The 21,085-nt window shown below is 64.1% G+C and carries 19 protein-coding genes; 11 read left to right on the top strand and 8 right to left on the bottom strand.

Annotated features, from left to right (window positions below; genetic code table 11):
• Window positions 1-216: 216 nt before the first annotated feature.
• Window positions 217-1,008, top strand: coding sequence for a GH25 family lysozyme (locus LB520_RS00095; RefSeq protein ID WP_224635976.1), 792 nt, complete (start codon window positions 217-219; stop codon window positions 1,006-1,008).
• Window positions 1,009-1,191: 183 nt separating this feature from the next.
• Window positions 1,192-2,370, top strand: coding sequence for a lytic murein transglycosylase (locus tag LB520_RS00090; RefSeq protein WP_224635975.1), 1,179 nt, complete (start codon window positions 1,192-1,194; stop codon window positions 2,368-2,370).
• A gap of 94 nt (window positions 2,371-2,464) precedes the next feature.
• Here the strand turns inward: LB520_RS00090 and LB520_RS00085 are convergent, their stop codons facing one another.
• Window positions 2,465-3,685: an alanine racemase gene (locus LB520_RS00085; RefSeq protein ID WP_224635974.1), complete on the bottom strand. Its 1,221-nt coding sequence runs from the start codon at window positions 3,683-3,685 to the stop codon at window positions 2,465-2,467.
• A 217-nt stretch (window positions 3,686-3,902) separates the two neighbouring features.
• On the opposite strand from LB520_RS00085, the gene LB520_RS00080 reads away from it, so the two are divergent.
• Window positions 3,903-4,823, top strand: coding sequence for a DMT family transporter (locus LB520_RS00080; RefSeq protein ID WP_224635973.1), 921 nt, complete (start codon window positions 3,903-3,905; stop codon window positions 4,821-4,823).
• Window positions 4,824-5,194: 371 nt separating this feature from the next.
• On the opposite strand, the gene metF is transcribed toward LB520_RS00080, so the two are convergent.
• Window positions 5,195-6,112: a methylenetetrahydrofolate reductase [NAD(P)H] gene (metF, locus tag LB520_RS00075; RefSeq protein WP_224522885.1), complete on the bottom strand. Its 918-nt coding sequence runs from the start codon at window positions 6,110-6,112 to the stop codon at window positions 5,195-5,197.
• Entirely contained in the window at window positions 6,112-7,134 is a 1,023-nt protein-coding gene (locus LB520_RS00070; RefSeq protein ID WP_095768972.1) for an ArsR/SmtB family transcription factor, read from the bottom strand. Before LB520_RS00070 ends, metF begins: the two co-directional genes overlap by 1 nt.
• Window positions 7,135-7,273: 139 nt before the next feature.
• Here LB520_RS00070 and tsaA point away from each other — a divergent pair, with 139 nt between their 5' ends.
• The 3 genes from tsaA to LB520_RS00055 all read left to right on the top strand — a co-directional run bounded on the left by tsaA (window position 7,274) and on the right by LB520_RS00055 (window position 9,079).
• Entirely contained in the window at window positions 7,274-7,780 is a 507-nt protein-coding gene (tsaA, locus tag LB520_RS00065; RefSeq protein WP_224635972.1) for a tRNA (N6-threonylcarbamoyladenosine(37)-N6)-methyltransferase TrmO, read from the top strand.
• Window positions 7,777-8,091 (top strand): DUF2293 domain-containing protein, encoded by a 315-nt coding sequence (locus LB520_RS00060; RefSeq protein WP_224544847.1) that lies wholly within the window; start codon window positions 7,777-7,779, stop codon window positions 8,089-8,091. Before tsaA ends, LB520_RS00060 begins: the two co-directional genes overlap by 4 nt.
• Window positions 8,092-8,236: 145 nt before the next feature.
• The gene (locus tag LB520_RS00055; protein WP_224635971.1) at window positions 8,237-9,079 is read left to right on the top strand and encodes an SDR family oxidoreductase; all 843 of its coding nucleotides are present in this window, start codon (window positions 8,237-8,239) and stop codon (window positions 9,077-9,079) included.
• Window positions 9,080-9,119: 40 nt separating this feature from the next.
• On the opposite strand, the gene LB520_RS00050 is transcribed toward LB520_RS00055, so the two are convergent.
• On the bottom strand, window positions 9,120-9,749 hold the full coding sequence (locus LB520_RS00050) for an MOSC domain-containing protein (protein WP_224635970.1): 630 nt from the start codon (window positions 9,747-9,749) through the stop codon (window positions 9,120-9,122).
• Window positions 9,750-9,933: 184 nt separating this feature from the next.
• Here LB520_RS00050 and LB520_RS00045 point away from each other — a divergent pair, with 184 nt between their 5' ends.
• A complete protein-coding gene (locus tag LB520_RS00045; protein WP_224635968.1) occupies window positions 9,934-10,500 on the top strand; it encodes a methyltransferase family protein in 567 nt (188 codons plus the stop codon).
• Here LB520_RS00045 and LB520_RS00040 read toward each other — a convergent pair.
• The 3 genes from LB520_RS00040 to ettA form a co-directional block, all read right to left on the bottom strand.
• Window positions 10,497-11,618 carry a beta-ketoacyl-ACP synthase III gene (locus LB520_RS00040; RefSeq protein ID WP_224635967.1) on the bottom strand — a complete coding sequence of 374 codons (1,122 nt, stop codon included), beginning with the start codon at window positions 11,616-11,618 and terminating at the stop codon, window positions 10,497-10,499. The two genes, LB520_RS00045 and LB520_RS00040, sit on opposite strands and share 4 nt — an antisense overlap.
• 119 nt (window positions 11,619-11,737) lie before the next feature.
• Window positions 11,738-12,505, bottom strand: coding sequence for a trans-aconitate 2-methyltransferase (gene tam / locus LB520_RS00035; protein WP_224635966.1), 768 nt, complete (start codon window positions 12,503-12,505; stop codon window positions 11,738-11,740).
• Window positions 12,506-12,545: 40 nt separating this feature from the next.
• Window positions 12,546-14,195 (bottom strand): energy-dependent translational throttle protein EttA, encoded by a 1,650-nt coding sequence (gene ettA, locus LB520_RS00030; RefSeq protein WP_140839641.1) that lies wholly within the window; start codon window positions 14,193-14,195, stop codon window positions 12,546-12,548.
• A 268-nt stretch (window positions 14,196-14,463) separates the two neighbouring features.
• On the opposite strand from ettA, the gene LB520_RS00025 reads away from it, so the two are divergent.
• A complete protein-coding gene (locus LB520_RS00025) occupies window positions 14,464-15,741 on the top strand; it encodes a sensor domain-containing diguanylate cyclase (RefSeq protein ID WP_095769028.1) in 1,278 nt (425 codons plus the stop codon).
• Window positions 15,742-15,769: 28 nt separating this feature from the next.
• Here LB520_RS00025 and LB520_RS00020 read toward each other — a convergent pair whose 3' ends face one another.
• On the bottom strand, window positions 15,770-16,780 hold the full coding sequence (locus LB520_RS00020; RefSeq protein WP_095768964.1) for a ribonuclease T2 family protein: 1,011 nt from the start codon (window positions 16,778-16,780) through the stop codon (window positions 15,770-15,772).
• Window positions 16,781-16,974: 194 nt separating this feature from the next.
• On the opposite strand from LB520_RS00020, the gene LB520_RS00015 reads away from it, so the two are divergent.
• The 3 genes from LB520_RS00015 to LB520_RS00005 all read left to right on the top strand — a co-directional run bounded on the left by LB520_RS00015 (window position 16,975) and on the right by LB520_RS00005 (window position 20,812).
• Complete coding sequence (locus LB520_RS00015; protein WP_224635965.1) at window positions 16,975-17,907, top strand: alpha/beta fold hydrolase; 933 nt, start codon at window positions 16,975-16,977, stop codon at window positions 17,905-17,907.
• Window positions 17,908-17,990: 83 nt separating this feature from the next.
• Complete coding sequence (locus LB520_RS00010; RefSeq protein ID WP_224635964.1) at window positions 17,991-19,166, top strand: CaiB/BaiF CoA transferase family protein; 1,176 nt, start codon at window positions 17,991-17,993, stop codon at window positions 19,164-19,166.
• Window positions 19,163-20,812: a thiamine pyrophosphate-binding protein gene (locus LB520_RS00005; protein WP_224635963.1), complete on the top strand. Its 1,650-nt coding sequence runs from the start codon at window positions 19,163-19,165 to the stop codon at window positions 20,810-20,812. The genes LB520_RS00010 and LB520_RS00005 overlap by 4 nt, the downstream gene beginning before the upstream one ends.
• The last annotated feature ends 273 nt before the right edge of the window (window positions 20,813-21,085 follow it).

Below are 21,085 nucleotides of genomic sequence, written 5' to 3'. Positions count from 1 at the left end.
TTCGCCGGCGCGATTTATGTCATCGATTTGCCGCCATTGCTTCCGCAAAATCGCCGGCATCGTCGAGCGCCGTCAATGGATTATCAACCATGTTCGGCGATCAAATGAGCGACTGTGACGGTCCTGTGGGGAGATCGTCCGGAGGGGGCCCGCGTAAGCGACCGCCATCAATGAAGGACCCATCAGCGGCCGGCTGATCCCGGCTCGGGGGATATCATGCGCCGTCTTGCGGCCATCCTGATGCTTACGTTGCTGGGCGCCTGCTCGACCGTGGAGGACCTCTCACCATTGTCGCCGTCGTCGCAGACGGTTGCTGTGCGCGCGCCCAAATTCGAGGACTCCAAGCCGCATGAGTGGGACAGCGGCGCACCGTGGACCTACGCCATCCACGGCACGGATGTCTCCAAATACCAGACCTCGGTCGACTGGCCGACCGCCAGGGCCAGCGGCATCTCCTTCGCCTTCATCAAAGCCACGGAGGGCGGCGATCGTTTCGACGACTATTTCAACGAGCACTGGGCGCGTACAAGGGCCGCCGGCGTCCCGCGCGCGGCCTATCATTTCTTCTATTTCTGCACGCCGGCCGAAACCCAGGCGCGCTGGTTCATCGCCAATGTCCCGAGAGACCCGTCGGCAATGCCGCCGGTGCTCGACATGGAATGGAACCCGAAATCGCCGACCTGCAGACTGCGCCCCGACCCGGCCACGGTGCGCAGCGAGATGACCGTCTTCCTGCAAATGGTCGAGCGCTATTACGGCAAGAAGCCGATCATCTACACCTCGGTCGACTTCTTCGACGACAACCAACTGGCGACCTTCCGCGGCTATCCCTATTGGCTGCGCTCGGTCGCCGGCCATCCGCGCGAGAAATACGGCAGCCACCCCTTCACCTTCTGGCAGTACACCGGCACCGGCATCGTGCCCGGCATGACCGGCAAGTCCGACATCAACGTCTTCAACGGCTCGGAAGCTGCCTGGAAGAAGTGGCTGCGGCAGAACACCCGTTGACATCGGCCGCCGCGCCTGCTTTTCGACACGGCGGGCGGCGAAACATGCAACCGCTGGTAATCTGGAGCGGCGTACTCGTGCGAGTGCCTGGCGAGGCTCCGGAGCTTTGAAATCCTCGCATGCGCCCGTCCGATCCCATCCGGGGTCGCGATCGGGTCATGCGCCGGTCTCGAAAGGAAAGCGATGCGATTGCGCGTTGAAATCCTGGCGGCGCTCTTCCTCGGCGCGCTTGCGCTGCCGTCAGCGGCGCAGGAATGCGGCGGCGATTTCGAGGCTTGGAAACAGGGCGTCGCGGCAGAAGCCAAGGCAGCCGGCGTCGGCGCCGTCGGGCTCGACGCGCTGGAGGACGCCACCATCGACCAGCGGGCGCTGGCGCGCGACCGCGCCCAGGGTGTCTTCACCCAGACTTTCACCGAATTCGCCAACCGCATGATTTCGGCCTACCGCCTGAAGCAGGGTGCGGCCAATCTGAAGAAATATGCCGAAATCTTCGACCGCGCCGACAAGGAGTTCGGCGTCCAGCCGGCCATCATCGCTGCTTTCTGGGGGCTGGAGACCGACTTCGGCGCCGTCCAGGGCGACTTCCATACGCTGAATGCGCTGGTGACGCTTTCGTATGATTGCCGCCGTCCCCAGCTGTTTCGGCAGCAATTGGTGCCGCTGCTTACCTTGATCGACCGCGGCGTGCTGCCCGCCGACGTCAAGGGCGCCTGGGCCGGCGAGATCGGCCAGACACAGATCCTGCCGACCGACTATCTGGCGCGCGGCGTCGACGGCGACGGCGACGGCAAGGTCGATCTGAGGAACAGCGTGCCGGACGTCATCATGACCACGGCCGACAAGATCATGTCGCGCGGCTGGAAGCGCGACCAGCCCTGGGTCCAGGAAGTGCGCGTCCCCGACGAGATGCCATGGGACCAGACCGGCCGCACCAACAAGCTGCCGCTGTCGCAATGGGCGCAATGGGGTGTCACCGAACCCAACGGCAACCCGCTCATCGACAATGGTCTCAAGGCTGGTCTGGCGCTGCCGATGGGCCGCAAGGGTCCCGCCTTCCTGACCTATGACAATTTCGACGTCTATCTGGAATGGAACCAGTCCTTCACCTACGCGCTGACGGCGGCAGTGCTTGCGAGCCGCCTTGCCGGCGCGCCGCAATTCGATCCGCGCACGCCCGAGCAAGGCCTGAGCGGTGACCAGATGAAGGCGCTGCAGACCAAGCTAGAGGCCAAGGGCTACGACGTCGGCACCGTCGACGGCATCCTGGGCACCAACACGCGCGAGGCGGTCCGCAAGGAGCAGATGCGGCTTGGCCTGCCGGTGGATGGTTGGCCGACGCCGGAGCTTTTGGCGAAATTGTGAGAGCGAATAGCGAATAGAGAGTAGCGAATAGGGTTGGCCGGCGCTTCTTTCGCTTACACACTATTCGCTATTCGCTATTCGCTACTCCCTACTCCTAATCCGCCATCGTCTCCAAACTCGCGAACCCCTGCGGCGCATCGCCCTCGTCGAACGGCGTCGTCACCTCGACGAATGTATCGGGGAAGAAGCCGTTGAAGCGTGTCCTGAGCGACAGCGAGTAGGCGCCGATATGGCCGATCTCGATCCAGTCGCCGGTGTCGACCGTTTCCGGCAGCCAGAATGGCCTGGACAGGATATCGACGGAATCGCAGGTCGCGCCGCAGACCTTGAACGGCACGATGGTGTTTTCGTTGCCGTTGCGCGTGCGGATCGCGGGATCGGGGATAAAGCGGGCCGGCAGCGTAATCTTGCCGGTCCATGAATCCGACAACGACGCCCAGATACCGTCATTGATGTAGAGCCGCTTGCCCTTGCGCAACAGCACACGCACGATCAGCGAGAGACATCGCGCCACGATCACGCGTCCGGGCTCGGCCACCAAGGGCATCTGGTCGAACTGATATTCTTTCAGGTCGCCGGCCAGCCGCGACATAAGCTGGCCGAGCGAAGGCATCTCGACCTGCCTGCGGTTGGGATCGTGGCCGTATTCGGCGGGAAAGCCGCCGCCGACATCCAGGCCGGCAATGTCGAAGGTCAGACGGTTGCGCACCCAGTCCGCCGAGGCGAGCGCACGTTCATAGGTATCGGGATCCTCGATCTGGCTGCCGACATGGAAGCAGAGGCCGACCTTATAGCCGGTGCGGTTCAGCCGCTCGGCAAGCTCGACCGCATTGGCCGGCCCGGCGCCGAACTTCTTCGACAGCTCGTAAGCCGCGTGGCCCTTGGTCTGGATGCGCACGAAGATGGTGAGAGCGCCAGGATCGATATCGAGCGCACGCACGACGCGCGTCAGCTTGGTGATCTCGTCCTCATGGTCGAGCGAGATCACCCGGATGCCGTATTTTTCAAGCGCCAGCTTGATGTCCGACTGCGCTTTGACCGGGTGCATGTAGAGCATCTCGGCGTCGGGCGAGACGGCGCGCACGGCGGCGAACTCGCCGGGCGAGGCGACGTCGAAGGCGCTGACGCCGGCTTCCACCAGCGTCTTGAGAACGATCTGCTCGCCATTGGTCTTGACCGCGTAAGCGGTCTTGCCGGGAAACATGCCCATGAACTGCAGGGCATCCTCCTTCAGCACCTGCGGGCGGAAACAGTAGACCGGATCGTCGGGACGAAGCGCCAGTGCCGCCTCACGGGCATTTTCGAATCGCTGCATGGACGAATCCTCGGGTCTGGAGCGCGCACAATTAATCCTAGCTAGCCGCCAAAGAAAACAGTTCTGTGTCTTGGCTACCCGGAGCGGTCTGCTGCACATTTTGGCGACGCTAAACCACCGGTCAGGTTTCGGGTGGCCCTTGCCGCCGAACCCGATATCGGTTCTTGAGATGCTTTACGGGTCGAGGTTGCGATCGGCCCCCGGGGAGGAACAGGACATGTCGATTACGGCCGGCGCCGCGCCGACGCGCGGAGCGATGACGCTCAAGGATTGGGCGCAGCTTCTCCTGCTCGGCGCGATCTGGGGCGGTTCGTTCTTCTTTGCCCGCATCGCCGTTTCCGAGATCCATCCGCTGGCGCTGGTGCTGTTTCGCGTCGCCATCGCCGCGGCGGCACTTCACCTCTATCTGGCAGCCCGCGGCCCTTCGTTCCGGCTCGCCTTCCCGCATGCCGGCCTGTTCTTCCTGCTGGCGCTCACCAACAACGTCGTGCCCTTCTCGCTGATCTTCGCCGGCCAGACGCAGCTCGGCGCCGGCGTCGCTTCGGTGCTCAACGCCACGACGCCGTTCTGGACGCTGATCCTGGCCAATGCGCTCACCACCGACGAGAAGCTGTCCTGGAACAAGTTCGCCGGCATCGCGCTCGGTGTCGCCGGCACCGCGGTGATGATCGGACCCGGCCTGCTTGCCGGGCTTGGCGGACCGGTGTGGGCCAAGTTCGCACTGATCGGCGCTTCGATCTCCTACGCCGTCGCCCTGATGATCGCGCGCCGCTTCAAGGGCGTGCCGTCACCCGTCGTCGCCACCGGACAGCTGACCGCATCGACCATCATCATGATCCCGCTCGTGCTGATTGGGTATGGCCCCGCGGGGCTTTTCTCGGTCTCGCCGCCCGTCTGGGCCGCGGTTCTGGGCCTCGCGCTGCTTTCAACCGCCTTTGCTTACATCCTCTATTTCAATCTCGTCGCCTCGGCCGGCGCCACCAATGCCTCGCTGGTCACCCTGGTCGTGCCAGTCAGCGCGGTGCTGCTCGGCTTCCTGTTCCTCGGCGAGCGCCTGGCGCTGTTCGAAATCGGCGGCATGGCGCTGATCGGACTCGGCCTGGTCACCATAGACGGTCGCCTGTTTGGCCGATGGTAGCGGTGTCATGCCACGGCTCCGCCACAATTTATTCACAACGCTTGAGGCGGCTTTTGCCGAAGAGTTTCAACGGCTAACGATAAATCGGAAGTCGCAAATCCCACAATCATGTCGCATTGCAGCACGTTTTCCGCTTGCCTGTAACCCAAATGACTCTAGATTCCGGCCATAGCTCTGAAGAGGAGGCTATGGCATGGGACTGACGAGGCCGATCAACGCGTTGATGATTTGTGCCGCATTCGCATTCATCGGTGCCCTTATCATAGGTGTTCTTCCCTGACCCGCCAAAACCGGGAAGACCAGTACCGAGATATAGTCCAAACAGTTCGAAAAGGCCGGGTTCTACCCGGCCTTTTCCGTTGCAGCCTGCCCTATGCGGCGGCCGAACCCGCCGCCTCCGTCTCATGCGAGCGGATGCCGATCATGTGGCAGACGGCAAAGACGAGATCGGCGCGGTTCATCGTGTAGAAATGGAAGTCGCCGACGCCGCGCTCGACAAGGTCGAGCACCTGTTCGGCGGCCACGGCGGAGGCCACGAGGGCATGCGTCTGCGGGTCGTTCTCCAGGCCCTCGAAGCGCTCGGCCAGCCAGGCCGGCACCAGCGCCCCGCAGCGCGACGAGAAATTGGCGACCTGGGTGAAATTATGCACCGGGAGGATGCCCGGCACGATCGGGATGTAGATGCCGGCGCGGCGCGCCCGCTCGACATAGCGCTCGTAAAGGTCGTTGTCGAAGAAGAACTGGGTGATCGCCCGCGTCGCGCCATTGTCGGCCTTGCGCTTCAGCATATCGATGTCGGTGGCAAAATCCGGGCTTTCCGGATGCTTTTCCGGATAGGCCGAGACCGAGATGTCGAAATCGCCGGCGTTCTTCAGCGCCCCGACCAGTTCGGCGCCATTGGCATAGCCGTCGGGATGCGGGTGGTAACTTGCGCCGACACCGGCCGCCGGATCGCCGCGCAACGCGACGAAACGTTTGACGCCCATATCCGCGAATTCGCGAATGACCGTGTCGACCTGATCGCGCGCGGCATCGACGCAAGTCATGTGCGCCGCCGGCGTCAGCGTCGTCTCGTTCAAGATGCGCTTGACCGTGCGCGCCGTGCGCTCGCGGGTCGAACCGCCAGCGCCGTAGGTCACCGAGACGAATTTCGGTTTGAGCGGCTCCAGCTTTGTAACCGTGTCCCACAGCCTTGCTTCCATCTCGTCGGTCTTCGGCGGGAAGAATTCGAACGAGACCCGGACCTTGTCACCGATGTCGGGGCGGCGGGAAAAGCGGAACTGGTTCATCAGGCTGTTTCCCCCATTGGATATGCCTTGGCGGGTAGCGAGTCATTGGATGGATCGGCGATCAGCAGTCGCCGATCGCGGCCGAGCCAGAGCTTCACCGTAAGCCTTGCCTCGTTACCGCCACGCGGCTCGAATTCCTGGCTGTCCTCGAGATCGAGGCCGGCCTCGGCGAACCAGTCGGACATCTGCCGGTCGGAAAAGCCCAGCCGCATATGGGCGTGCTGGTCGCGTAGGAATTCGAGCGCGTGGGGCGCGAAGTCGACGACGATCAGCCGGCCTGATGGCCTGAGCAGCCTCGCCGCCTCGGCGATGGCGCGCGCGGGATCGTCGAGATAGTGCAGCACCTGGTGGATTGTGACGAGATCGAAGGCGTTGCGCTCGACCGGCGGCGAAAAGATGTCGCCCTGGCGTACCTGCGCATTGGCGATGCCGGCCTTGTCGAGATTGGCGCGCGCCACGCTCAGCATCTCGCGCGACATGTCGATGCCGACGCCGCGCCGGTAGAGCGGCGCGAAGATTTCGAGCAGCCTGCCCGTGCCGGTGCCGAGGTCGAGCATCGACTGGAACGGCCGCTTGCCGACGAGCTTGATGAGTGCCGCTTCCACCGCGCGGTCCGGCACATGCAGCGAGCGGATATGATCCCAACTCGCGGCATTCTCGGAGAAATACTCGGCAGCCCGGTCCTGCCGCTTGCGCTTGACCGCCGCCAGCCGCTCGAGATCTCGCACCACCTGCGGATCGGCCTCGCTTATGGCCGAGACCAGACGCTGGACGAAATCGCGCGAATTATCGATGTCGGTCAGCCTGAAAAAAGCCCAGGACCCTTCCTGATAGCGGCCGATCAGCCCGGCATCGAGCAGCAGCTTGAGGTGCCGCGAGACGCGCGGCTGCGACTGGCCGAGGATCTCGGTGAGGTCGGAGACGGTGAGATCCCCGCGTGAAAGCAGCACCAGGATGCGCAGCCGGCTGGATTCGGCCGCCGCCTTCAATGTATCTACCATTGTGTCGAGCGAGACATGCATGAGCGGGCTCTCGTTGAAAGATATAAAGATATGTTTATGTCGATTTTGATACCCTGGCAAGCGCTATGTCGCTTCCGGACAAGAAAATGGCGCAGCCGCGATCCGCGCCGGCAGGCGGTTTCTGGGCGGGATGAACAGGATGTTTGAGACACGCCAAGGTGAAATGCTTCTTGCTGCCGACCCGGCGCAGTTGCCGCCGGACGGCCAAGTGGGCTTCATCGGCCGCATCGTCTCACCATGGACCAGTCGCGAGGATTGCCCCAAGAACATGCGCGCCGCCCGGCAAACCGGGCGAACCGCGACAATCCTGATCGACCAGCCCTATCGCCTGGGGTTGCAAAACCTGGAACGCGCCAGCCACGTCGTCATCCTGTCCTGGCTCCATCACGCGCCGCGGAATCTGATTGTGCAGAAACCGCGCCACGCGGCTGAAGCGAAAGGCGTTTTCTCGCTGCGCTCCCCTGCCCGGCCCAACCCTGTCGGCCTGCATGTAGCGAAGCTCGCCGCGCTCGACATCGAGGCCGGTCGGATCGAGATCGACGCCATCGATGTGCTCGACGGCACACCGGTCATCGACATCAAGCCTTATTACGCTTCCACGGATGCCTTCCCGGAAGCGACGATTGCCGGGCGAGACGAGAAATGAGCGCCCCCACCGGCCGCCGCCGTGCCATCGCCAAGGCGCTGACCGCGCTTTTGCCGCTTGCGCCCTATGCCGACATGGAAAAGATCCGCGCCGACGCCGGTTCCGTGCATATGAAGACCCTGCCCCCGACGATCGCGGTATGGCTGGCCACCATCGCCCATGTCCGCCATGTCCACACAGATTATGAGAAGTTGCTCGCCGAGGGCTATGACCGGGATTCGGCGCGCTTCTTCGTCATCGGGCGGACCAATGAGGTGCTCACCCGTTGGCGCGCTACACGCCTGCTTCAGGAAGACGACGAGGACGAATAGGCGTCTGCGCCCTCTACGCCGCATCCCGCCAATTAATTCGGGTGCCGCCTCTGGAAAAACGGCGGCGGCGCCGTACATGGGGATAAACGGAGATTCCTCCGTTTACCCCCCGAATTCATCGCCCTCTGGGCAAGGATAGCAGATCATGACTGATAAAGTTTGGTTCATCACCGGATCGTCGAAGGGCTTTGGCCGCGTTTGGGCCGAGGCCGCGCTCGCCCGCGGCGATCGCGTCGCCGCCACTGCCCGCGATGCCGGCACGCTCGCCGATCTCGTCGAGAAATATGGCGACAAGGTTGCTGCCATGCAGCTCGATGTCACGGACAAGCAAGCCGTCGACGCCGCTGTTGCCGAGACGCACAGGCGTTTCGGCCGGCTCGACGTGGTCGTCAACAACGCCGGCTACGGCCATTTCGGCGCCGTCGAGGAGGTCACCGAGCAGGAGGCGCGCGACCAGATCGAGACCAACGTCTTCGGCGCGCTTTGGGTGACCCAGGCCGTGCTTCCCGTCATGCGGGCGCAACGCTCAGGCCACATCATCCAGATCTCCTCGATCGGCGGCGTCAACGCCTTTGCCTCGCTCGGCCTTTATCACGCCTCAAAATGGGCGCTGGAAGCCTTCAGCCAGTCGCTCAGCCTCGAGGTCGCCGGCTTCGGCATCCACGTCACCCTTGTCGAGCCGGGCGGCTTCTCCACGGACTGGGCCGGGCCGTCGGCCAGGGTCTCCAAGCCGTTGGACGCCTATAAGCCGGTCCGCGCAGCGATGGCCGAGCGCCGCAGCCGTTCCGTCGCTGGCGATCCGCAAGCGACCGGCCCGGCGATGCTGGCGATCGTCGATGCCGCCGAGCCGCCGCTCAGGGTGTTCTTCGGCGACGGCGGACTGCCGATGATCCGGCAGGAATATGCCAACCGCATTGCCACTTGGGAGAAATGGGATCACGTCTCGGTAATGGCGCAGGGCGCCAACAAGAACCGCAAGGCGGCCTAACCGCGAACGCCGCGCCGCGAAAGCGGCGCGGCCTCTTTGTTCAGGCCCGATAGATCCACTGCTCGGGCACCCGGATGGAAATCTCTTCGCCAGCTCTTATGACGCCCGGCTTCTCGACCCAGGCGACAAGGCCGCGCAGCCGTTTCGCCTCCTTTGGGAAGAGCAGCGCGGTGGCCTCCTGATCCGCTGCGCCGACATGCTCGGCGATCGACTGCCCGGCGAACCGGCACGGCTTGTTCTGGCCGTCGACCTTGAGCGTCACGCCGCCCTTGAAGAACATCAGCGAGCCGGCTGGCAGCATCGAAAGATGCGGCACGCCCTCGACCACAAGATTGGCGCCGATCCACTCCGGCTTGATCTCCTCGAGCCCCATGCGTTGCGCGATGATGGCGAGCTCGTCCGCGGCCACAAGCGACAATTGCCGCTCGTTGCGCATCTCGGTGCCGCGCGGATACCAAGGCTCGCGCCCGCCCGACCGCCGCGTTGCGCCGGCATGGAAATCGCCCTCGATGCCGTCGAAGCCGAGCCGCAGTTCTTCGACCGCCCTCGTCTCGAAATGGTCGTGCGGAGCGGCATAGAGCGCCGCCGCCTTTGCCGTCAGCTTGCGGCCGGGCATGATGTCGATTGTCGGTTCGGCCGCTGGAAAAAGCTCTAGGTTCGTTTCCTGCATGCCGCTGGTCTAAAGGCCGCTGAGAAGGCGGTCCAGTCGAAAGCGCTGATGATCCGATCACATCGTTTGATGGCGATCACGACGTTATTACCAGAAAACGCCGCCCCGCTGCACACGCGTCGCATTGCCGCCGTGCGGCCGTCATAAACGATGCGCGCTATATCGGGAGGGAGGAGGCTCGATCATGCAGGTCGGACACGCTGTAGCGGCGCTTTGGCTGTTCTGGGTGGTATCCTGGCTCCTTGCCGCTGCCTGGGCAGACCCAGCGCAAAAGCGCGCCGATCTCAAGTCGGAGGCGCGTTATCGGGTCCTTTGGCTCGCCGGCACCATCCTGCTGTTCGTGCCGGCGCACGGCTATGCAGGCAGGCTGCGGCTGTGGACGCCGACGCTTGCCGAGGCCTGGATATGCGTCGCCTTGATCGCCATCGGCATCGCTTTCGCCTGGTGGGCGCGCCTGCATCTCGGCCGGCTGTGGTCGGCAAACGTCACCGCCAAGGCTGATCATCGCGTCATCGATACCGGCCCCTATGGCCTGGTCCGCCACCCGATCTACACCGGACTGCTGCTGTCCGTCCTCGCCACCATGGCCGTCAAGGGCACGGTTTGGGGCATCGCCGGCGCCGCGCTGTTGCTCGTCGGCGTCGTCGTCAAGGCGCGGCTGGAAGAGAGCTTCCTGCGCGGCGAGCTCGGCCCGGCCTATGACGATTACGCCAGGCGCGTGCCGATGCTGGTGCCCTTCGCGCCGGCTTAAAGCATCCTGAGCAGCGCGCCGCCGATCGAATAGCCGGCGCCGAAGGCGCAGATCAGGCCGAAATCGCCGGCCTTCATGTCGGCATGGTTCTCCGAGAGCGCCACGATCGCGCCGGCCCCGGCGGTGTTGCCGAGCCGCTCCAGCACCATCGGCGCGCGGTCATGGTCGACGTCGTGGCCAAAGGACAGTTTCAGGATCATCGCATTCATGCGCGCATTGGCCTGATGCAGCCAGAAGCGGCGGATGCCTGCCGGCGTCAGCCCGTGCTCGGCCAGGAACTCGACGATGAATTTCTGGCCGGCGACGGTGACTTCCTTGAACACCTTGTTGCCGACCTGCTTGATGAGATTGCCTTCCAGGTTGATCATGTAGGGATCGTCCTGGGCGGTGCGCGTATGGTAGCCGAGATTGGTGCGGATGTTGTTCGACATCTGCGTCCAGGTGCGCGTGTCGAGCACCTCGAAGCGCCCCGGCCGCTTCTCGCCTTGCGCCAGCCCCTCGACGACCATGGCGACCGAGGCGTCGCCGAAGATGAAATGCGTCTGCCGGTCGCGGAAGTTGAGATGCCCGGTGATGATCTCCGGCGTCGACACCAGGATGCGCTTGTGCGCCCCTGCCCTCACCAGGTTGACCGCGACATGCAGCGCCGCCGCGGCGGAAGAGCAGCCAAGCCCCATGTCGAAGCCGGCGCCCTTGGTTCCCAGCGCCTCCTGCATCTCGATGGCGATGGCCGGATAGGGCCGCTGATGGTGCGAGGCCGAGCAGATCACCAGGTCGATATCCGACCCGTCGACCCCGGCATGGGCAAGCGCCTTCCTGGCCGAGGCGATGCCGAACTCCGCCTCCAATGACAACGCGTCGTCCGGGCGCGCCGGAATGCGCGGCGACATGCGGGTCGGGTCAAGGATGCCCTCGCGCTCGATCACATGGCGGCTTCTCACGCCGGAGGCATGCACGATGAAGTCGCTGTCCGATTTCTGCAAGAGCGGCTCGCCGGTGTCGGCGCGGCGCGCATTCTCGGTATCGACCCAGTTGTTGAAGCTTGCGACCAGCTCTTCATTGGTGATGACGGGTTCAGGGATTTCGGCACCGATGCCGCTGATGATGACGCGATGCATGTCCAATCCGTCCGAGGGGGCGCCAAGTTGTGCCGAGGCGAGGCGCTACACTTGTCGCATTTGCCCGGTTTATTCCAGCTTAATTCGACAACCACCGCTGGCATTCAGGTGGTGGATGCTCAAGCGCGCTTGGCCACGATGAAGATGCGCGGGAAGCGCAGCAGCACCTTGCCGGTAGCCGTTTTCGGATAGGCTTTGGCGATCTTGGCGGTGTAGCTGTCGAGGAACAGCTTCTTCTCATCCGCATCGAGCGGATCGAGGAAGGGCTTCAGCCCCGTCGCCTCGACCCATTCGACGATCGCCTCGGCATCGGCCAGCGGATGGTTGTAGATGGTGTGCCAGATGTCGAGCCGGTCGGCGAGCGGCGACAGAAGATCGTAGTAGAAGGAAACCGGCGGCAGCGGCCCGCGCGCCGCGCCCTCGAGCTTCGCCGAGAACGGCATCTCGGCCGCGGTCTCGCGCATCAGCTGGTGCGAAGGCTCGCCGAGATTGTCGGGCATCTGGATGGCGAGGGCGCCGCCGGGCGCCAGCAATCCCATCAGCCGCTGGAACACCGCCGGATGCTCCGGCAGCCATTGGAAGACGGCGTTGGCGAAGATGACGTCGACGGGATGCTCGGGCCGCCATCCGGCGGCATCCGCCAGCTCGAAATTGACATTCGGCAGCCGCGCCCGCGCCTTCTCGATCATGTCGGGCGAAGTATCGAAACCAAGCACCTCGGCGTCCGGCCAGCGCTCGACCAGAAGCTCGGTGGAATTGCCCGGACCGCAGCCGATATCGACGACGCGGCGCGGAAAATCGACCGGCACCTGCGCCACCAGATCCCTCGCCGGCCGCGTGCGCTCGTCCTCGAATTTCAGATATTGGGCGGCGGACCAGTCAGCCATGTGAGAACCCTGCTTTGTTCGCCGCCCTTGGGGACTGATCCTACCGCGTCAGCCGCTTGTGGGTCATGCGGTGCGGGGTCGCCGCTTCGGCGCCCAGGCGGCGCAGCTTGTCCTTCTCATATTCCTCGAAATTGCCCTCGAACCATTCGACATGCGCGTCGCCTTCGAAGGCGAGCATGTGGGTGGCCATGCGGTCGAGGAACATGCGGTCGTGGCTGATGATGACGGCGCAGCCGGCATAGGCTTCGAGCGCGTCTTCCAGCGCGCCCAGCGTCTCGGTGTCGAGGTCGTTGGTCGGTTCGTCGAGCAGAAGAACATTGCCGCCGCCTTTCAGCATCTTGGCCAGGTGGACGCGGTTGCGCTGGCCGCCGGACAGGTTGCCGACCTTCTGCTGCTGGTCGCCGCCGCGGAAGTTGAACGACGAGCAATAGGCGCGGCTGTTGACCTCGTGCTTGCCGAGCTTGATGACTTCGGCGCCGCCGGAGATCTCTTCCCATACCGTCTTGTTCGGGTCGAGCGCGTCGCGGCTCTGGTCGACATAGCCGAGCCGCACCGTCTCGCCCTTGCGGATCGAGCCGGCATCCGGCGTTTCCTGGCCGGTGATCATCTTGAACAGCGTCGTCTTGCCGGCGCCGTTCGGGCCGATGACGCCGACGATGCCGCCCGGCGGCAGCTTGAACGACAGGTTCTCGATCAGGAGCTCGTCGCCGAACCCCTTGTTGAGGCCTTCGACCTCGATGACGAGATTGCCGAGGCGCTCGCTCGACGGGATGACGATTTGCGTGTCGGTCGGCTTGCGGTTCTGCGACTGCTCGACAAGTTCCTCATAGGCCTTGATACGCGCCTTGGACTTGGTCTGGCGTGCCTTGGGCGAGGACTGGATCCACTCGCGCTCGCGCCAGATCGACTTCTGGCGGGCGTCGTCCTCGCGGCCTTCCTGGATCAGGCGCTTGGCCTTGGCGTCGAGATATTTGGTGTAATTGCCCTCGTAAGGGATGCCGCGGCCGCGATCGAGCTCGAGGATCCAGCCGGTCACGTTGTCCAGGAAGTAGCGGTCGTGGGTGATGATCAGCACCGAGCCCGGATAGTCGCGCAGGTGCTTTTCCAGCCATTGCGTGGTCTCGGCGTCGAGATGGTTGGTCGGCTCGTCGAGCAGCAAGAGGTCGGGCTGTTCGAGCAGCAGCCGGCACAGCGCCACGCGGCGGCGCTCGCCGCCCGACAGGTTGGTCACTTCGGAGTCAGGCGGTGGACACTGCAGCGCGTCCATCGCCATTTCGACCTGCTGCTCCAGGTCCCAAAGATTGAGCCGGTCCATCTCGTCCTGGAGCTTGGCCGACTCGTCCGCCGTCTCGTCGGAATAGTTCATCATCAGCTCGTTGTAGCGCTCGATAATGGCGGTCTTCCTGGCGACGCCGTCCATGACGTTCTCGCGCACGGTCTTGGTGTTGTCGAGCTGCGGCTCCTGCGCCAGGTAGCCGACGGTTGCGCCCTCGGCCAGCCATGCCTCGCCCTGGAACTCCTTGTCGAGCCCGGCCATGATGCGCAGGATCGTCGACTTGCCCGAGCCGTTGGGGCCGAGAATGCCGATCTTGGCATCCGGATAGAAGGACAGGTGAACGTTATCGAGCACCTTCTTGGTGCCATAGGCCTTCGACAGGCCGGACATGTGATAGATGAACTGGCGAGCCACGCGCGCTTTCCCTGGAAACTGAAGTGTCAAGGTGGATGGGGGTTGGGCGCTATGTAGGCGATGAAGCGTCGAACGGCAATCGCTTTCGGCGCGAAACGCGCCAATCCGCGCCGATTCGCCCGTTTGCGGCGCCCCAAATTCACTCAGGGCTTTTTTCGGCGCTCTCGCGATCGTGCGAAATCAGAGCTTAACCATTCGCCTTCAAAACGATGTTAGGTTGGGAAATCGCGGCCATGCTGCGGTTTCGGGGAAGGATCGGATCGACGACGTGCTGAACGGTGCCCTGCTCCTTGCCGAAGCGGTTCTCTATTTCGGCGCCATGGTCACGCTTTTCCGTTTCCGGCGCCGCATCGGGCTTGGCGTGTTCATCTGCGCGCTCGGCGTCATGCATTTCCTCGAAACCTACCTTGCCAGCGTCTTCTATGTCGCGCTGCCGTTCGGGCTGGTGTCGCCGGGCTCCGCCGTGCTCTTCTCCGGCAAGCTCGTCATGCTGCTTCTGCTCTACATGAAGGAGGATGCGGCGACGGTTCGCCAGCCGATCTACGGCCTGCTGCTTGGCAACGCCGTGATGATCGGGCTGGTGCTGGTCCTGCGCCTGCACGCGATCGCTCCACTTCCAAGCGGCAAGCTTCCCGATATCGCCTTCATCGACGAGATGGGTTGGTTGATGGTCTGGGGCACCTCGCTGCTCTTCGTCGACTCCATCCTGATCATCCTGCTCTACGAGAAACTCGGCAGCTATCTGCGCGCCAGGCCATTCATGCGCATCCTCGCATCGGTCGCCTGCGTGCTCACCTTCGATCAGGCCGGCTTCTTCACCGCGCTGCATTTCGTCGCCGGCGCGCCGCTCGAGGTCTTCTTCGGCGGCTGGTTCGCCAAGATGGGCGCCGCGCTTGCCTATAGCGGCATGCTCGTCGCCTATCTGAAATGGGTCGAAGACCACGATGTCGCCGTGCCGCGCGGCCTCTCCGACATTTTCGACGCCCTCACCTATCGCGAACGCTACGAAGCGCTGATCAAATATGTCGGCCGCGACGGCCTCACCGGCCTGCTGCATCGCGGCAGTTTCGATGCCGACGGCGAGTCCGCGGTGTCGTCCGCCATCAGGATGGGCAAGCCGCTCAGCCTGCTCATTGTCGACGTCGACCATTTCAAGTCGATCAACGACAGCTTCGGTCATGCCGAGGGCGACAAGGTGCTGAAATCGATGGCTGCCCTGCTGGCCGAGACCGTCGGCGGCAACGATCAGGTGTTCCGCATCGGCGGCGAGGAATTCGCCGTGCTGACGCAACAGTCGCACGCGCCGGCCAGGCTGCTCGGCGAGACTATCAGGAACGCCACGAAGACCTCGGCGCATACCGGCCGCTACAACATCACCGTGAGTGCCGGCGTCTCCACCGTCAGCGAGACGACGCGCTGTCTTGCCGACATTTTCGCGCTGGCCGACCAGCGCCTCTACAAGGCGAAGTTGAGCGGCCGCGACCGCGTGGTCGGCGAACCTGGCAGCGAGGCTGTCATCCTGCAGGCGGCCTCCCGATCAGCCTGACAAAGAACGGGCTGACCAAAATTCTCGCCTATTGAAAACCGATCGCGTCGACCGTGCCCTTCGGGCAGCCGGCTTTGGCTGTCGGCGCAGACGCCATCAGGAGATCGGCCAGCTTGCTGTCCGGGCCGATCGGACCGGACAGGCCGAGCGTGATCTCGCCGATCATACGCCTGCCGCTCGACGGGTCGACCAGACAGGACACGCGTACGCGATCCCCGGCGCCGGGACCGAAAGCCTGGTTGAAGGCGCCGCGGATCGCATCCGACGTCAGCTGCTTACCGATGTTCTTGTTGAACAGATCGCGCACCGCCGAGGCGTTCACCGCCCGCATCAGGTTCAGCGCGTCGGAGAAATAGTCCTGCTGGTTCTTGCCGTAGCAGGTGCCGTGCTTGATCCATTCGTGGCGCTCGAGCCTGGACGCCGTGCCCGGCATCACCTGGTCGAGCTCGGCACGCGTCTTTGCGTCGAGCTCGACCGGCGGCAGGTCTCCCCAATGCGCCGGATTGTCATTGGCCTTGTCGTTCGCCGAGACCTGGCAATAGAAATTGCCGTTCGGCTGCGGCCACAGCCCATGCAGCGTGAAGTGCGAGGCATCGAACTCGCTCGGGCTCTGTGCCTTGCATTCGGGCTTGCTCGCCTTGGTCTCGCAGAAAGCCGGCTGCCAGCTCAGCGCAAAGACATATTCGGGTTTTCCGGAGGCTGACGGCGACGGTTTGGCCTGGCCGGAAGGCGCCGGCATGGTCGCAGCGCTGCCGCCGCTGACATGACCGCAGCTGATCTTCACCCAGCGCCGCTCTGGGTCGGCGCCCGGCACCTGGATAAGGTAGTGCGTGGGCTCGTCCTTGTTGCCGGCAAGAAGGTCGTAGCTTTTGCCGGCTTCGGTCGAGATGTTGCCGGGGTTCTTGCCGCTTTTGATGGCCTGCGTCGCCGGGCAGGCGCTATCGGCAACGAACGTGCCGCTCATCTTCACGTCGGCATGCGCCACCCCGGCACCGGCCAGCGCCAGCACCATCGAACCCCATAATGCCCAAACCCGCATCCCGCTCTCCTGGCGATCATTGAACCGTATTGGATACGTCACACTAGAACAGTCGACGTGTCAGAATTGCGATCTTTTTCGCCGCTCGAAAAAACAATCCCCAGCTGAGCGCTTCCCATTGGCATGTTCGCAAGCGCGCTCATCCTCTTGACGCCGGCAAACGCCGCGCCCAACAGTCGCCGAGGGAGCGACACATGCCGTTTGACAGAAAGACCAGCCTGGCCTCACCGACCGGGGCCGACCTCAACCTCTATGTGAAACACGCGGAGGCGAAGCCACGCGCCGTGGTCCAGATCAACCATGGACTGGCCGAGCACGCGGCGCGTTATGCCCGCTTTGCCGATTATCTCGCGCCGCGCGGATTCCATGTCTATGCCCATGACCATCGTGGCCATGGCGCGACGAAGGCGCCCGACGCGCCGCTCGGCAAATTCGCCGATAGCGACGGCATCGCCAAGGTGATCGCCGATGTCGAGGCCGTGCACGACCTGATCGCGGCCGAGCATCCCGGCTTGCCGGTGATCGCCTTTGGACATTCGCTGGGCGCCTCGGTGGCGCTGAACTTTGTCCTGCGCCATTCCGGGCGTGTCCATGCCGCCGCGATCTGGAACGGCAATTTCTCGCAAGGCCGGCTCGGGCAACTGGCGCTTGGCATTCTAGGCTGGGAGCGGATGCGGCTCGGCTCCGACGTGCCGTCGCGGCTTCTGCCCAAGCTCACCTTCCAGGCTTGGGGCAAGGCGGTGCCAAATCACCGGACCCCGTTCGACTGGCTGTCGCGCGACCCGGTCGAGGTCGACAAATATATCGCCGACCCGCTCTGCGGCTGGGATGCGTCGGTCTCGATGTGGCGCGACGTAGTCGACATGGCGCTTTACGCCGGCAAGGATTCCAGCTTCACCGGCGTCCGCCGCGATCTCTTCATCAACCTTGTCGGTGGCGAGAAGGACCCTGCGTCGGACTACGGCAAGGCGGTCCATCACCTGGCAACGCGCATGCAGGCCATGGGCTTTTCGAATCTGGTTTCAAAGGTTTACCCGGAAACCCGCCATGAAAGCCTGAACGATATCAATCGCGATGCCGTCATGAATGATTTCGTCGCTTGGGCGGACAGCGTGCTCAAATCCTGATCCGGCTTGGCCCACTGCAAGGGCCGTGACAGGTGCGGCTGCTGTTGATAGAGCCTGCGTTTCCGACCCCATTACGGTGATCCATGGCCGACCCTCCGCTGAAAGGCATCCGCGTTATCGAGCTCGCCCGCATCCTGGCCGGTCCCTGGGCCGGACAGTTGCTCGCCGATCTCGGCGCCGATGTCATCAAGGTCGAGAGCCCCGATGGCGGCGACGATACCCGCAAATGGGGTCCGCCCTTCGTCATGAGCCATGACGGCGAGAACCTGTCGGCCGCCTATTACCACTCCTGCAATCGCGGCAAGCGTTCCATCGCCGTCGATTTCTCCAAGCCCGACGGTGCCGAGACGTTGCGCAAGCTGGTCGCCACCGCCGACGTGCTGATCGAGAACTTCAAGCTCGGCGGCCTGAAGAAATACGGCCTCGACTACGAGAGCCTGAAGGCGATCAATCCGCGCCTCGTCTATTGCTCGATCACCGGCTTTGGCCAGGACGGTCCCTACGCGCCGCGCGCCGGCTACGATTTCATCATCCAGGCCATGGCCGGCATGATGTCGATCACCGGCGAGCCCGGCCGCGAGCCGCAGAAGGCCGGCGTCGCCATCTCGGATCTCTTCACCGGCCTCTATTCGGTGATCGCCATCCAGGCGGCACTGCGCCACGCCGAAAAGACCGGTGAGGGCCAGCATATCGACATGGCGCTCTTCGACAGCCAGATCTCGGCGCTCGGCAACCAGAACCTCAACTATCTGATTTCCGGCAAGTCGCCGGTGCAGATGGGCAATGCGCATATGAACATCGCCCCTTACGAGGTGCTGCCGGTCAGGGACGGCCACATCATCCTGGCAGTCGGCAATGACGGCCAGTTCGGCAAGCTCTGCGCGGCGGTCGGGCTGACCGATCTGCCCGCCAATCCGGATTTCGCCACCAACCCCGCCCGCGTCGCCAACCGGGTGAAGCTGCGCGAGCTGATCATCGCGACGCTGAGCACCTGGGACCGCGATCCGCTGTTGGCGAAGCTCGAGGCTGCCGGTGTGCCGGCAAGCCCGATCAACACCATTGGCCAGATGTTCGACGACCCACAGACCATCGCGCGCGGCATGCGGCTCGATCTCGACGACGGCCACGGCAATCGCCTGCCTTCGGTGCGCGCGCCGATGGTGATGTCGGGCACGCCGCTCGTCTATGAACGACCCTCGCCGCGCCTTGGCGAACACACGCAAGAAATCCTTGCCGAACTGGAGAGAGCAGCAAAATGAAAACCGGCGGACAACTGATCGTCGAGGCGCTCGAAGCGAACGGCACCGACCGCATCTTCTGCGTCCCGGGCGAATCCTATCTCGCGGTGCTCGACGCGCTGCATGACTCTTCGATCCGCACCATCGTCTGCCGCCAGGAAGGGGGTGCTGCGATGATGGCCGACTGCCAGGGAAGGCTGACCGGCAAGCCCGGCATCTGCTTCGTCACCCGCGGCCCCGGCGCCACCAACGCTTCGGCCGGCGTCCACATCGCCATGCAGGATTCTGTGCCGATGATCCTGTTCATCGGCCAGGTCGCCAGCCACGCCAAGGAGCGCGAGGCCTTCCAGGAGGTCGATTACAAGCGCTTCTTCGGCGACATCGCCAAATGGGTGGTCGAGATCGACGACGCCGCGCGCATTCCAGAATTCGTCACCCGTGCCTTCGCCGTCGCAACCTCCGGCCGTCCCGGCCCGGTGGTCATCTCGTTGCCGGAGGACATGCTGACCAGCGCGGTCGAGGCTCCGGAAGCGCTGCCGCACACGCCGGTCGAGACGCGCCCGGGCGAAGCCGAGCTCGACGCGCTGGAGATGTTGCTGAGCAATGCCAAGCGGCCCTTCGTTATTCTCGGCGGCACGCGCTGGAACGAGGAAGCGGTGGCGCATATGCGCCAGATCGCCGAGGCCTGGTCGCTGCCGGTCGGCTGCTCCTTCCGGCGCCAGATGCTGTTCGACCATCTGCATCCGAACTACGCCGGTGATGTCGGCATCGGCATCAATCCGAAGTTGGCGGCACGGATCAAGCAAGCCGATGTCGTGCTCCTGCTTGGCGGCCGCCTGGGCGAGATGCCGTCCTCGGACTACACGCTGCTGAAGAGCCCCTACCCCGACCAGGCGCTGGTGCATGTCCATGCAGATGCCGGCGAGCTCGGCCGCGTCTACCGGCCGACGATAGCGATTAACGCGTCGCCCGCCGCTTTTGTCGAGGCTTTTGCCAAGCGCAAACCAACGGCCAAGCCCGCCTGGGCGGCTGAGATGGAAAAGGCGCACGCCGCCTATCTCGAATGGTCGACGCCGCCCCAGACCGGCCCGGGCGCGGTCCAGATGGGCCCGATCATGGACTATCTCGGAAAGGTCCTGCCGGAGGATGCCATCCTCACCAACGGCGCCGGCAACTATGCCACCTGGGTGCATCGCTTCTACCGCTCGCGCCGCTTCGGCACGCAGGCGGCGCCCACTTCCGGCTCGATGGGCTACGGCACGCCGGCCGCGGTCGCCGCCAAGTCGCTGTTCCCGGATCGCACCGTGGTCGCCTTCGCCGGCGACGGCTGCTTCCTGATGAACGGCCAGGAGTTCGCGACGGCTGTCCAGTATGACCTGCCGATCGTCGTGATCGTCGTCAACAACGGCATTTACGGCACAATCCGCATGCATCAGGAGCGGGAATATCCGAGCCGCGTCGTCGCCACCGACCTTAAAAACCCGGACTTCGCGGCGCTGGCCCGCGCCTATGGCGGCCATGGCGAGACGGTGGAAAAAACCGCCGACTTCGCGCCGGCCTTCGAACGCGCGCGCGCCAGCGGCAAGCCGGCAATCGTCGAGATCAAACTCGATCCCGAAGCGATCACGCCGACCCGCACGCTGACGCAGATCCGCGACAAGGCATAATTGCCGACAGAGTTCAGGCCGAGTTCCTTCGCGCCCCCCTCTGTCCTGCCGGCCATCTCCCCCACGAGGGGGGGAGATTACCAGTTCCATCGCCTCGCCATTCCTGCAACGCTGGTGATTGGCGAAAGCCGGCGTGACATCTGATCTCCCCCCTCGTGGGGGAGATGTCCGGCAGGACAGAGGGGGGCGCTGTCCCGCCGGCTTCCAAAGTGACCGCAATCCTTCCGAACCCTACATCGCCTTCTCGATCTGGCCGCGGATCTCGCCGTCCTT

It is taken from the genome of Mesorhizobium sp. CA12 (genome assembly GCF_020165255.1).
Classification (GTDB): domain Bacteria; phylum Pseudomonadota; class Alphaproteobacteria; order Rhizobiales; family Rhizobiaceae; genus Mesorhizobium.
The sequence above is the reverse complement of the archived record's forward strand: the minus strand, read 5'-3'. Positions and strand labels throughout refer to the sequence as shown.